The organism is Streptomyces sp. AK02-01A, assembly GCF_033795305.1.
Taxonomy (GTDB): domain Bacteria; phylum Actinomycetota; class Actinomycetes; order Streptomycetales; family Streptomycetaceae; genus Streptomyces.
In genome coordinates this window covers 25,994-38,560 of sequence record NZ_JARBAE010000018.1, presented here as the reverse complement: position 1 = coordinate 38,560, position 12,567 = coordinate 25,994, and the positions used below count along the sequence as shown (strand labels likewise).

The following is a 12,567-nucleotide window of genomic DNA, read 5'->3' as shown; positions in this document are numbered from 1 at the left end:
CACACGCAGAGTACTCATCCGGAAGCACTCCGTACAATCTCGCCGCCGCCGCCGGTTCCGGCCGAAGTCAATGCGGTTCGGGACGCGACCGTCGGCGCGATAGGGTCGGAGGACGACTTTCCAGTCGCTTTCCAGAGGACCGTCAACGATCAGGGAGCGGTGCGGCGTGACCGGTGGAGAGGTTGCCGGGATCCTGGTGGCCGTGTTCTGGGCGATCCTGGTCTCCTTCCTGGCCGTGGTGCTGGTGAGGCTGGCCCAGACGCTCAAGGCGGCCACCAGACTCGTGGCGGATGTGACGGAACAGGCCGTGCCGCTGCTCGCGGACGCGTCGGCGACCGTCCGCTCCGCGCAGACGCAGCTCGACCGGGTCGACGCCATCGCGACGGACGTCCAGGAAGTCACCTCCAACGCCTCGGCGCTGTCCACGACGGTCGCCTCGACCTTCGGCGGATCCCTGGTGAAGGTCGCGGCCTTCGGCTACGGCGTACGGCAGGCCCTGGGGCGCAGGGGAGCACCGGCCGCCGGTCCCGCGCCCCGTCGCACGGTGGCCGGCCGCACGGTGCCGGCGGCCCGGCGCAGGAAGAAGGGCTGACGCAGCGATGTTCCGCCGTACGTTCTGGTTCACCACGGGCGTGGCCGCCGGCGTCTGGGCCACCACCAAGGTCAACCGCAAGCTCAGGCAGCTCACCCCGGAGAGCCTCGCCGCCCAGGCGGCGGACAAGGCGCTCGAAGCCGGGCACAAGCTGAGGGAATTCGCTGTTGACGTCAGAGCGGGGGTGGCGCGGCGCGAGGCCGAGCTGGGCGACGCGCTGGGCCTGGACGCACCCGCCGATCCCGCGCTTCCGGCGCCGCGGCGCATCGCCGCCATCGAGCAGACCGCTCACCCCCGGACCAAGAACGCCTACAACCCGCACAACCGGAATGAGGACCACTGATGGAGTCGGCTGAAATCCGCCGCCGCTGGCTGAGCTTCTTCGAGGAGCGCGGGCACACCGTCGTCCCTTCGGCGTCGCTCATCGCGGACGACCCGACTCTGCTGCTGGTCCCGGCGGGCATGGTGCCCTTCAAGCCGTACTTCCTCGGCGAGGTCAAGCCGCCGTACCGGCGCGCCACCAGCGTGCAGAAGTGCGTGCGTACGCCGGACATCGAAGAGGTCGGCAAGACCACCCGGCACGGCACCTTCTTCCAGATGTGCGGCAACTTCTCCTTCGGGGACTACTTCAAGGAAGGCGCCATCAAGCTCGCCTGGGAGCTGCTCACCAGCTCAGTGGCGGACGGCGGCTTCGGCCTGGAGCCCGAGAAGCTCTGGATCACCGTCTACCAGGAGGACGGCGAGGCCGAACGCATCTGGCGCGACGTCGTGGGCGTACCGGCCGAGCGCATCCAGCGCCTCGGCATGGGCCCCAACTTCTGGTCCATGGGTGTGCCGGGACCCTGCGGCCCGTGCTCCGAGATCAACTACGACCGGGGCCCGGAGTTCGGCGTCGAGGGCGGCCCGGCCGTCAACGACGAGCGCTATGTGGAGATCTGGAACCTGGTCTTCATGCAGTACGAGCGCGGCGAGGGCACCGGCAAGGACGACTTCGAGATCCTCGGTGACCTGCCGTCCCAGAACATCGACACCGGCCTCGGTCTCGAACGCCTCGCCATGATCCTGCAGGGCGTGCAGAACATGTACGAGATCGACACCTCGATGGCGGTCATCGACAAGGCCACCGAGCTGACCGGCGTGCGCTACGGCGCCGACCACGCCTCCGACGTCTCGCTGCGGGTCGTCACGGACCATATGCGTACGTCCGTGATGCTCATCGGTGACGGTGTCACTCCCGGCAACGAGGGCCGTGGCTATGTGCTGCGCCGCATCATGCGCCGCGCCATCCGCAATATGCGGCTGCTCGGCGCCACCGAGCCGGTCGTCGCCGAACTGGCCGATGTGGTCATCAAGACCATGAGCGAGCAGTACCCGGAGCTGGAGAGCGACCGCAAGCGCATCGAGACCGTGGCCCTCGCCGAGGAGGCCGCCTTCCTCAAGACGCTCAAGGCGGGCACCAACATCCTCGACACCGCCGTCACCGAGACCAAGGCCTCCGGCGGCCGGGTCCTCACCGGCGACAAGGCCTTCCTGCTCCACGACACCTGGGGCTTCCCGATCGACCTCACCCTGGAGATGGCCGCCGAACAGGGCGTGTCCGTGGACGAGGACGGCTTCCGCCGTCTGATGAAGGAGCAGCGGGAGCGGGCCAAGGCCGACGCCAGGGCCAAGAAGTCCGGCCACGCCGACCTCTCCGCCTACCGCGCGGTCGCCGACGACAGCGGCGCCACCGAGTTCACCGGCTACACCTCCACCGAGGGCGAATCGACCATCGTCGGCCTGCTGGTCGACGGCGTGTCGTCGCCCGCCGCCTCCGAGGGCGACGAGATCGAGGTCGTGCTCGACCGCACGCCGTTCTACGCCGAGGGCGGCGGCCAGCTCGCCGACCAGGGCCGGATCAGGCTGGACACCGGCGCCGTCATCCAGGTTCGCGACGTCCAGCAGCCTGTTCCCGGCGTGACCGTGCACAAGGGGTCGGTACAGGTCGGCGAGGTGACGGTCGGCGCTCCGGTGCACGCCGCCATCGACATCACGCGCCGCCGTGCCATCGCCCGCGCCCACAGCGCCACCCACCTCACGCACCAGGCGCTGCGCGACGCTCTCGGCCCGACGGCCGCCCAGGCAGGTTCGGAGAACTCGCCGGGACGCTTCCGCTTCGACTTCGGTTCACCGGCCGCCGTGCCCGGCACGGTCCTCACCGACGTCGAGCAGAAGATCAACGAAGTGCTCGCCCGTGAACTGGACGTCCGGGCCGAGGTCATGAGCATCGACGAGGCCAAGAAGCAGGGCGCCATCGCCGAGTTCGGCGAGAAGTACGGCGAGCGCGTCCGTGTCGTCACCATCGGTGACTTCTCGAAGGAGCTGTGCGGCGGTACGCATGTCGGCAACACGGCCCAGCTCGGCCTGGTGAAGCTGCTCGGCGAATCGTCGATCGGCTCCGGAGTGCGGCGTATCGAGGCCCTGGTCGGCGTGGACGCGTACCACTTCCTCGCCAAGGAGCACACCGTCGTCGCCCAGCTCCAGGAGCTGGTCAAGGGACGCTCCGAGGAGCTGCCCGAGAAGATCTCCGGCATGCTCGCCAAGCTGAAGGACGCCGAGAAGGAGATCGAGAAGTTCCGCGCGGAGAAGGTCCTCGCCGCCGCCGCCGGGCTGGCCGCGAGCGCCGTCGACGTACGGGGCACCGCCCTGGTGACCGGACAGGTCCCGGACGGCACCTCGGCCGACGATCTGCGCAAGCTGGTCCTCGATGTCCGTGGCCGTATTCCGGGCGACCGGCCGGCCGTCGTGGCGCTGTTCACCACGGCGAACGGGCGTCCGCTGACGGTCATCGCCACCAATGAGGCCGCTCGCGAGCGCGGTCTCAAGGCCGGTGACCTGGTCCGTACCGCCGCCAAGACCCTCGGCGGCGGCGGTGGCGGCAAGCCGGACGTCGCCCAGGGCGGCGGTCAGGACCCGGCCGCCGTCGGCGACGCCATGGCCGCCGTCGAACGCCTTGTCGCCGAGGTCGCGTGAGCCGGGCTCGCGCGGCCGGAGAAACACACCGCCGGAAAGAGGTCTGACGCCGTGCGCCGAGGACGCCGTCTCGCGATCGATGTCGGGGACGCCCGGATCGGGGTCGCCTCGTGCGACCCCGACGGGATCCTCGCCACGCCGGTGGAGACCGTGCCGGGACGCGATGTCCCGGCCGCCCACCGGCGGCTGCGGCAGCTCGTCGAGGAGTACGAACCGGTCGAGGTGCTGATCGGTCTGCCCCGGTCCCTCAACGGTGGCGAGGGACCGGCCGCCGCGAAGGTACGTGTGTTCGCGCAGGAGGTGGCCCGGGGTATCGCGCCACTGCCGGTACGGCTGGTCGACGAACGCATGAGCACGGTGACAGCCGGTCAGGGACTGCGCGCTTCGGGCGTCAAGTCGAAGAAGGGCCGGGCCGTCATCGACCAAGTGGCGGCGGTCGTCATCCTCCAGAGCGCATTGGAGGCCGAACGGGTCTCTGGAAGTGCTCCCGGCGAGGGCGTCGAAGTGGTCATCTGATCGCGATACGGTAACGTTCCGCGCGATGCGGTGGTGTTCGAACAGCCGCCGCACAATGAAGAGGCGAACGAACGCCGTGTCACTGCGCTCGGCGAACGCCGCCTCGCGGCTCTAGGGGATCGATGACTGACTATGGCCGGGGCCCCGGCTCCGCACCGTGGCACCCCGAGGACCCCTTGTACGGGGACCAGGGGTGGGGAGCACAGCAGCCCGCAGACGGCCACGCTCCCTACGGCGGGCAGCCGCAGCAGCAGTATCCGCAGCAGCAGCAACCCCAGACCCAGGGGCAGTACGGGGCCGGTCAGGACCCGTATCAGCAGCCCTACCAGCAGCCGCGGTACGACGTGAACGGCGTACCGCAGCACGGCGGGCAGCCGGGATACAACCCTCAGCAGTACAGCGATCCCCAGCAGCCGCAGCAGGCCCAGGCGCACACACAGCAGCAACACCAGCAACATCAGCAACAACAACATCAGCAGTACGTCGACCCGCAGTACAACGGCGGCTGGGACACCGGTCAGCAGGCGACGATGCCGTACGCCGGGAACCCAGCGCCGCCTTATGAGGCGCAGCAGGGTGGCGGCTATGCGGAGAATCAGGACTATTACGGCACTCCCGACGCGTTCCCGCCGCCGCAGCCGCCGGGCCGGCGGCAGCCCGAGCCGGAGACCGAGTGGGACGCGGACCCGCAGAAGGAGGAGGAGCATCCCTTCTTCACCGGTGACGAGGGCCGTGACGACGACGGTGAGCACGACAGCGATCCGGGTGAGAACCGGCGCGGCAACGGCCGGGAGCGCCGGGGCAAGACGAAGAAGAAGAGCCGCAACGGCTGCGCCTGTCTGTTTCTGACCGTGGTGCTCGCCGGTGGTGTCGGCGGCGTCGGCTACTTCGGCTACCAGTTCTGGCAGGCCAAGTTCGGCGCACCGCCGGACTACTCGGGCAAGGGCTCCGGCTCGGTCCAGGTCGAGATTCCTCAGGGGGCCGGCGGCTACGAGATCGCCGCCATCCTGGTCAAGAACGGCGTGGTGAAGAGCCAGGGCGCCTTCGTCGCCGCCCAGCGGGGCAATCCCAAGGGCAACATGATCCAGGCGGGCGTCTACTCGCTCAGCAAGGGCATGTCGGCGGCGAGCGCCGTGACGCAGATGCTCAAGCCCAGCAGCCGCGAGTCCCTGATCATCCCGGAGGGCACGCGCAACGTCCTCGTCTACAAGCAGATCGACAAGCGGCTCGGTCTTCCGGAAGGCACCACTCAAGGGGTCGCCAAGGACCAGGCCGCGGAGCTCGGTCTGCCGGCGTGGGCCAAGAACCACCCGTCGGTCAAGGATCCGCTGGAGGGCTTCCTCTATCCCGCGAGCTATCCGGTCGCGAAGGGAACGAAGCCGGAGGCCGTCCTCAAGAAGATGGTCGCCCGGGCGAACGCGGAGTACGGCCGGCTCGATCTGGCGGCCAACGCCAAGCGGCTCGGCCTCGAAAACCCGTGGGAACTGGTCACCGTCGCCAGCCTTGTCCAGGCCGAGGGCAAGACGCACGAGGACTTCCGCAAGATGGCCGAGGTCGTCTACAACCGTCTCAAGCCCACCAACACCGAGACGAACCAGCTCCTTCAGTTCGACTCCGCCTTCAACTACCTCAAGGGCCAGAGCAAGATCGCGATCAGCGAGTCCGAGATCAACAGCAACAAGGACAAGTACAACACCTACACCCAGAAGGGCCTCACCCCGGGGCCCATCGGCAACCCGGGCAACGAGGCGCTGGCCGCGGCCCTGGATCCGACGGAGGACGGCTGGCTCTACTTCGTGGCGACCGACGGGAAGCACAAGACCGAGTTCGCCAAGACCTATGCCGAATTCCAGACGCTCAAGGAAAAGTTCAATGACCGTCAGGGCACAGGCTGAGGTGCGTCGGGCGGCCGTCCTCGGGTCGCCCATCGCGCACTCCCTCTCTCCGGTGCTGCACCGCGCCGCGTACGCGGGACTCGGCCTCATCCACTGGTCGTACGACCGCTTCGAGGTGGACGAGGCCGGGCTTCCGGGCTTCCTCGCGGAGCTGGACGGCGACCACTGGGCCGGACTGTCGCTGACCATGCCGCTCAAGCGGGCGGTCATACCGCTGCTCGACGAGGTCACCGCGACCGCCGCCGCCGTCGAGGCCGTCAACACCGTCGTCTTCGGTGACGACGGCCGGCGGGTGGGAGACAACACCGATATCCCCGGCATGATCGCCGCGCTGGGCGAGCACGGTGTGGACACGGTGGAGTCTGCGGCGATCCTGGGCGCGGGCGCGACCGCGTCCTCGGCGCTCGCCGCGCTCGCCCGCGTCTGTACCGGGCCCGTCACGGCGTATGTGCGCAGTGAGACCCGGGCGGCCGAGATGCGCGGCTGGGGCGAACGGCTCGGTGTCGACGTCCGTATCGCCGGCTGGGCCGACGCGGCCCTGGCCTTCGACGCGCCGCTGGTGATCGCCACCACGCCGGCCGGAGCCACCGACGAGCTGGCCCTGCGGGTCCCCGGCCGTCCCGGCACACTCTTCGACGTGCTGTACGACCCCTGGCCCACGGCCCTCGCCGCCGCCTGGTCGGCCCGCGGCTGCCCGGTCGTCGGCGGTCTCGACCTGCTGGTGCACCAGGCGGTCCTCCAGGTCGAGCGGATGACGGGCCGCTCGCCGGCACCGCTCGCGCTGATGCGGAAAGCGGGCGAAAAGGCGCTCGAAGCGCGATAGGTCCCGTATCGGTGGGTTTGCCTTACCGTGCGACGGGTGTCCCGGGCCCCGGCACGACGTCCGCCGATTGGACCGGAGGCCGGGCCGCGCCATGAGCGTGGGAGGATCGGAGATGGCGGGCCAGGGCCGCGCACCCGGTCGCGCCACTGCAGTTCCAGGCGCGAGGATGAGGAGCACCGTTGAGCAGGTTGCGCTGGCTGACCGCAGGGGAGTCGCACGGCCCCGCACTCGTCGCGACGCTGGAGGGTCTTCCCGCCGGTGTGCCCATCACCACGGAGATCGTGGCGGACCACCTGGCCCGGCGGCGCCTCGGCTATGGGCGCGGCGCGCGGATGAAGTTCGAGCGTGACGAGGTCACCTTCCTCGGCGGTGTACGGCATGGCCTGACCATGGGATCGCCCGTCGCGATCATGGTGGGAAACACCGAGTGGCCCAAGTGGGAACAGGTCATGGCGGCCGATCCGGTCGATCCCGCCGTACTGGCCGAGCTGGCCCGCAACGCGCCGCTGACCCGGCCGAGGCCCGGCCACGCCGATCTCGCGGGGATGCAGAAATACGGCTTCGACGAGGCCCGGCCGATCCTGGAGCGCGCCAGCGCCCGGGAGACCGCGGCCCGGGTCGCGCTCGGTGCCGTGGCGCGTTCGTATCTGAAGGAGACGGCCGGGATCGAGATCGTGTCCCATGTCGTCGAGCTGGCCGCCGTCAAGGCTCCGTACGGCGTGTATCCCACACCGTCCGACGTGGCGAAGCTGGACGCCGACCCGGTGCGCTGCCTGGACGCGGACACGAGCGAGGCGATGGTCGCCGAGATCGACCAGGCCCACAAGGACGGCGACACCCTCGGCGGCGTCGTGGAGGTGCTGGCGTACGGAGTGCCGGTCGGACTCGGCTCGCACGTCCACTGGGACCGCCGGCTCGACGCGCGGCTGGCCGCCGCGCTGATGGGCATTCAGGCCATCAAGGGCGTAGAGGTCGGCGACGGCTTCGGTCTGGCGCGGGTGCCGGGATCCCAGGCACACGACGAGATCCTGTCGACCGACGAAGGCGTCAGGCGCGCCTCCGGCCGCTCCGGCGGTACCGAGGGCGGTCTGACGACCGGTGAGCTGCTGCGGGTACGGGCCGCGATGAAGCCCATCGCCACCGTGCCCCGCGCGCTCGCCACCATCGATGTGGCCACCGGCGAGGCCGCGAAGGCGCACCACCAGCGTTCGGACGTCTGCGCCGTGCCGGCCGCCGGTATCGTCGCCGAGGCCATGGTCGCGCTGACCCTCGCGGACGCGGTCGCCGAGAAGTTCGGCGGCGACAGCGTCCCGGAGACGCGCCGCAATGTCCGCTCGTACCTCGACAACCTCCAGATCCGATGAGCGCGGACAACGGACCGGTCATCGTGCTGGTCGGCCCGATGGGCGTCGGCAAGTCCACCGTCGGTGAGCTGCTCGCCGAGCGTCTCGGCACGGGCTTCCGCGACAGCGACGCCGATATCGTCGCCGCGCGGTCGAAGTCGATCTCCGACATCTTCGTCGACGAGGGCGAGCCGCGCTTCCGTGAGCTGGAGCGGGAAGCGGTACGGCTCGCGGTCACCGAGCACGCGGGCGTCCTGGCCCTCGGCGGCGGCGCGATCCTCGATGCCGCCACCCGCGAGCTGCTCGCCGGACTGCCCGTCGTCTATCTGTCGATGGAGGTCGGCGAGGCGATCAAGCGCGTCGGGCTGAACACCGCGCGCCCGCTGCTCGCCGTCAACCCCCGTCAGCAGTGGAAGCTGCTGATGGAGGCACGCCGCCATCACTACACCGATGTGGCCCGGGTGGTGGTCGCGACCGACGACCGCTCACCGGAAGAGGTCGCGGAGGCCGTCCTCGACGCCCTGGAGCTGAAGCACCTTCCGGGGACCGCCGCACCGGCGGCCGGCACCGAGGATCCCCGGACCGCCGACAAGGAGAACCACGCATGACGGACCAGGCAGTCACCCGTATCCAGGTCGGCGGCTCGGCCGGGCACGACCCGTACGAGGTGCTGGTCGGCCGGCAGCTTCTCGGCGAGCTGCCCGCTCTTATCGGCCCGAAGGCCAGACGGGTCGCCGTGCTGCACCCGGAGGCGCTCGCCGGGACCGGCGAGGCGCTGCGGCAGGACCTCGCGGAGCAGGGGTACGAAGCCGTCGCGATCCAGGTGCCCAACGCGGAGGAGGCCAAGACCGTCGAGGTCGCGGCGTACTGCTGGAAGGCACTCGGCCAGACCGGCTTCACCCGTACCGATGTGATCATCGGCGTCGGCGGCGGGGCCACCACCGACCTGGCCGGGTTCGTCGCCGCGACCTGGCTGCGCGGAGTGCGCTGGATCGCCGTTCCGACGACCGTGCTCGCCATGGTCGACGCGGCGGTGGGCGGCAAGACCGGCATCAACACCGCCGAGGGCAAGAACCTCGTCGGCGCCTTCCACCCGCCGGCCGGTGTCCTCTGCGACCTCGCCGCGCTGGAGTCGCTGGGCGTCCACGACTACGTCAGCGGCATGGCCGAGATCATCAAGGCCGGGTTCATCGCCGACCCGGCGATCCTCGATCTGGTCGAGGCCGATCCGGCGGGCGCCCGTACACCCGCCGGCACGCACACCGCCGAGCTGATCGAGCGTTCGATCCGGGTCAAGGCCGAGGTCGTCTCCAACGATCTGAAGGAATCCGGTCTGCGCGAGATCCTCAACTACGGCCATACGCTGGCGCACGCCATCGAGAAGAACGAGCGTTACAAGTGGCGGCACGGCGCCGCGGTCTCCGTCGGCATGGTCTTCGCCGCTGAGCTGGGCCGTCTCGCCGGCCGTCTCGACGACGCCACCGCCGACCGGCACCGCTCCGTCCTGGAGTCCGTCGGCCTGCCGCTGACCTACCGGGGCGACCAGTGGCCGCGGCTGCTGGAGACGATGAAGGTCGACAAGAAGTCCCGCGGCGATCTGCTGCGCTTCATCGTGCTGGACGGTCTCGCCAAGCCGACCGTGCTGGAGGGCCCCGACCCGGCCGTGCTGCTCGCGGCGTACGGGGAGGTGTCCGCGTGACCCGTCGGGTCCTCGTCCTCAACGGGCCCAACCTCGGCCGTCTCGGGTCGCGCGAGCCGGATGTCTACGGCGCGACCTCGTACGCCGGGCTGGTGGACGCCTGCCGCACGCTGGGCAAGGAGCTCGGCTTCGACGTCGACGTGCGCGAGACGAACGACGAGGGAGAGCTGATCCGCTGGCTCCACGAGGCCGCGGACAGTGCGATTCCGGTCGTTCTCAATCCCGGCGCGTTCACCCACTACTCGTACGGAATGCGGGACGCGGCGGCCCAGCGCACCGCGCCGCTCATCGAGGTGCACATCTCGAATCCGTACGCCCGTGAGGAGTTCCGGCACACCTCGGTGGTCGCGGCCGTCGCCAGCGGGACGGTCGCGGGCTTCGGAATCGGCTCGTACCGGCTCGCGCTGCGTGCCCTCGCCGAGGAACTGACCGGCTGACCGGGCACCTGAGCCAGACCCCGGCCGTTGCCGTCGTGGCGGCCGGGGGCGGTACCGTTCGGTAGCACGCGGCCCGGTGGGCCGCCGACCAGCGTCAGTCGTACGAGACGGAGTGGCACCGGATGCAGCACGCAGTGGGGGCTCCGCTGCCGCCTCCTCAGGGGCCGGGGCAGGGACCGGACGGATGGCCGCACCAGGCACCGCCGCCGGGCCCGCCGACGGTTCCCGGCGCGCACCAGGGACAGCGGCCCGCGCCGGGCTGGACCGGTGCGGGCCCCGCGCAGGGCCCGCCGCACCCGCCGCACCACGCTCCCGGAGCTCATCCGGGTCCGGTGCCCCGGCAGGCGCCCATACCGCCGCCGGGACCGCCGGCCGGACCGCCGCCTCCGGACTCCACCGGGCACATCCGCCTCCCGCCCGGCGGCCCGGTGCCCGTACCGCCCGCGCCGCCCGCGGACAGCGGCACCGGCGCGGCGACGCTCGCCGTGCTGCTCATCGGCCCGGCCGGCGCCGGCAAGACGACCGTCGCCCGTCACTGGGCGCAGCGCCGCCGCGTGTCCACCGCGCACATCAGCCTGGACGACGTCCGCGAATGGGTCTGCTCCGGATTCGCGGACCCTCAGGCCGGCTGGAACGACCACTCCGAGGCGCAGTACCGGCTGGCCCGCCGCACCTGCGGCTTCGCCGCCCGCAATTTCCTGGCCAACGGCATCTCCTGCATCCTGGACGACGCGGTCTTCCCGGACCGGCCGGTCGTCGGACTCGGCGGCTGGAAGCGCCATGTCGGCCCCGGCCTGCTGCCTGTCGTGCTGCTGCCCGGCCTGGAGATCGTGCTGGAGCGCAACGCCGCCCGCAGCGGAAACCGCAGGCTCGCCGACGAGGAGGTGGCCGGCATCCACGGCCGGATGGCCGGCTGGTACGGCTCGGGACTGCCCATCATCGACAATTCCACCTACGACGTGGAGACCACGGCCCGGGTCCTCGACGAGGTCCTGGCCCGTGCGCTCACCAGCCCGCCGAACTGGTGACAGCGGCGCCGCCCGCCCGGACGGCCCCCAGTCGGACGCGCTGAACCGGCCGAGTGGCGCCTTCGCTCATACGCTCGGATCATGTCAGACGTGTATGCGGCCCGCCGCGCGCGGCTGCGCGACCGGTGTGCCGCGGCAGGCAATGCCGCGGCCCTGGTCTCCCGCCCCGCCAATGTCCGCTATCTCGCGGGCGGGGCACTGCCGGGCGCCGTACTGCTGCTCGGCCCCGACGAGGACACGCTGCTCTGTCCCCGCACACCGGTGGGCGCCGCCGACGGACGGCTCGACGAGCGGCTGCGGCTGATCGTCCTGCCCACCGCGACCGGAGATCCGGCGGTGGCGGCGGCCGGGATCCTCGTACGGTCGGGCGTGGAGTCGCTCGCCGTCGAGGAGCATCATCTGACCGTCGCCAGACACCGGGCGATCGGCTCCGTCGCGCCCCGGCTGCGCCTCGCGGACCTGGGCTGCGCCGTCGAGCAGCAGCGGATCGTCAAGGACGAGGAGGAGATCGGCTGTCTGCGGATCGCGGCCGAGATCGCCGACCAGGCGCTCGGCGAACTGCTGGAGTCGATCCTGGTCGGCCGCACCGAGCGCCATCTCGCGCTGGAGCTGGAGCGGCGGCTCGTCGATCACGGCGCCGCGGGCCCCGCCTTCCCGACCAATGTCGCCACCGGTCCCAACTCCGGCCGCTACGGCCACCATCCGTCGGACCGCCGGGTCGAGGAGGGTGATTTCCTCACGGTCAGCCTCGGTGCGGACTACCGGGGATACCGCTGTCTCATCGGCCGTACGTTTGTCATCGGCAGCTCACCGGCCGACTGGCAGATCGAGCTGTACGAGCTGGTCTTCTCGGCACAACGGGCAGGTCGGGAGGCTCTCGTGCCGAGCGCCGGCTATCGCGATGTGGACCGCGCGGCCCGTCAGCCGCTGGAGGCTGCCGGGTACGCCGAGGGGCTCCCTCCCCGTACGGGGCACGGGGTCGGGCTCGAAATCGACGAGGACCCGCAGCTCGCGCCTGCGGCCATGGGTAAACTGGACGCTTGCGTGCCGGTCACCGTCGGACCGGGGGTCCACCTCCCGGGCCGGGGCGGTGTCCGGATCGATGACACGCTCGTCGTCCGCCCCGAGGCGGACGGCGGGCCGGAGCTACTCACCATCACGACCAAGGAGCTGCTCGCGCTCTAGCGCGCACTCCTGGTCGTCCGCCAGCTTTCAGTCCAGG

12 protein-coding genes are annotated in these 12,567 nt (G+C 70.8%); all 12 read left to right on the top strand.

Annotated features, from left to right (window positions below):
* The first annotated feature begins 166 nt into the window (after window positions 1-166).
* The 12 genes from PV679_RS18490 to PV679_RS18435 all read left to right on the top strand — a co-directional run bounded on the left by PV679_RS18490 (window position 167) and on the right by PV679_RS18435 (window position 12,530).
* Entirely contained in the window at window positions 167-592 is a 426-nt protein-coding gene (locus PV679_RS18490) for a DUF948 domain-containing protein (protein WP_319681405.1), read from the top strand.
* A 7-nt stretch (window positions 593-599) separates the two neighbouring features.
* A complete protein-coding gene (locus PV679_RS18485) occupies window positions 600-935 on the top strand; it encodes a hypothetical protein (protein ID WP_319681404.1) in 336 nt (111 codons plus the stop codon).
* Window positions 935-3,604 (top strand): alanine--tRNA ligase, encoded by a 2,670-nt coding sequence (gene alaS, locus PV679_RS18480; protein WP_319681403.1) that lies wholly within the window; start codon window positions 935-937, stop codon window positions 3,602-3,604. Before PV679_RS18485 ends, alaS begins: the two co-directional genes overlap by 1 nt.
* Window positions 3,605-3,655: 51 nt before the next feature.
* Complete coding sequence (gene ruvX, locus PV679_RS18475; RefSeq protein ID WP_319681402.1) at window positions 3,656-4,120, top strand: Holliday junction resolvase RuvX; 465 nt, start codon at window positions 3,656-3,658, stop codon at window positions 4,118-4,120.
* A gap of 122 nt (window positions 4,121-4,242) precedes the next feature.
* Window positions 4,243-6,015, top strand: coding sequence for an endolytic transglycosylase MltG (gene mltG / locus PV679_RS18470; RefSeq protein ID WP_319681401.1), 1,773 nt, complete (start codon window positions 4,243-4,245; stop codon window positions 6,013-6,015).
* On the top strand, window positions 5,993-6,838 hold the full coding sequence (locus PV679_RS18465; protein ID WP_319681400.1) for a shikimate dehydrogenase: 846 nt from the start codon (window positions 5,993-5,995) through the stop codon (window positions 6,836-6,838). Before mltG ends, PV679_RS18465 begins: the two co-directional genes overlap by 23 nt.
* Before the next feature lie 179 nt (window positions 6,839-7,017).
* Entirely contained in the window at window positions 7,018-8,202 is a 1,185-nt protein-coding gene (gene aroC / locus PV679_RS18460; protein WP_319681399.1) for a chorismate synthase, read from the top strand.
* On the top strand, window positions 8,199-8,789 hold the full coding sequence (locus PV679_RS18455; RefSeq protein WP_319681398.1) for a shikimate kinase: 591 nt from the start codon (window positions 8,199-8,201) through the stop codon (window positions 8,787-8,789). Before aroC ends, PV679_RS18455 begins: the two co-directional genes overlap by 4 nt.
* A complete protein-coding gene (aroB, locus tag PV679_RS18450; RefSeq protein WP_319681397.1) occupies window positions 8,786-9,880 on the top strand; it encodes a 3-dehydroquinate synthase in 1,095 nt (364 codons plus the stop codon). Before PV679_RS18455 ends, aroB begins: the two co-directional genes overlap by 4 nt.
* Window positions 9,877-10,317, top strand: a complete 441-nt coding sequence (gene aroQ / locus PV679_RS18445) for a type II 3-dehydroquinate dehydratase (protein ID WP_319681396.1) — start codon at window positions 9,877-9,879, stop codon at window positions 10,315-10,317. Before aroB ends, aroQ begins: the two co-directional genes overlap by 4 nt.
* A 122-nt stretch (window positions 10,318-10,439) precedes the next feature.
* Complete coding sequence (locus PV679_RS18440) at window positions 10,440-11,345, top strand: Pro-rich N-terminal domain-containing protein (protein WP_319681395.1); 906 nt, start codon at window positions 10,440-10,442, stop codon at window positions 11,343-11,345.
* Between the two features lie 81 nt (window positions 11,346-11,426).
* A complete protein-coding gene (locus PV679_RS18435) occupies window positions 11,427-12,530 on the top strand; it encodes a M24 family metallopeptidase (protein WP_319681394.1) in 1,104 nt (367 codons plus the stop codon).
* Window positions 12,531-12,567: the final 37 nt, after the last annotated feature.

Bases quoted from the DNA above. Each gene is read 5' to 3' on its own strand.
- PV679_RS18485 (WP_319681404.1), top strand. From the start codon at position 600: ATGTTCCGCCGTACGTTCTGGTTCACCACGGGCGTGGCCGCCGGCGTC.
- alaS (WP_319681403.1), top strand. From the start codon at position 935: ATGGAGTCGGCTGAAATCCGCCGCCGCTGGCTGAGCTTCTTCGAGGAG.
- mltG (WP_319681401.1), top strand. From the start codon at position 4,243: ATGACTGACTATGGCCGGGGCCCCGGCTCCGCACCGTGGCACCCCGAG.
- PV679_RS18465 (WP_319681400.1), top strand. From the start codon at position 5,993: ATGACCGTCAGGGCACAGGCTGAGGTGCGTCGGGCGGCCGTCCTCGGG.
- PV679_RS18455 (WP_319681398.1), top strand. From the start codon at position 8,199: ATGAGCGCGGACAACGGACCGGTCATCGTGCTGGTCGGCCCGATGGGC.
- aroB (WP_319681397.1), top strand. From the start codon at position 8,786: ATGACGGACCAGGCAGTCACCCGTATCCAGGTCGGCGGCTCGGCCGGG.
- PV679_RS18440 (WP_319681395.1), top strand. From the start codon at position 10,440: ATGCAGCACGCAGTGGGGGCTCCGCTGCCGCCTCCTCAGGGGCCGGGG.
- PV679_RS18435 (WP_319681394.1), top strand. From the start codon at position 11,427: ATGTCAGACGTGTATGCGGCCCGCCGCGCGCGGCTGCGCGACCGGTGT.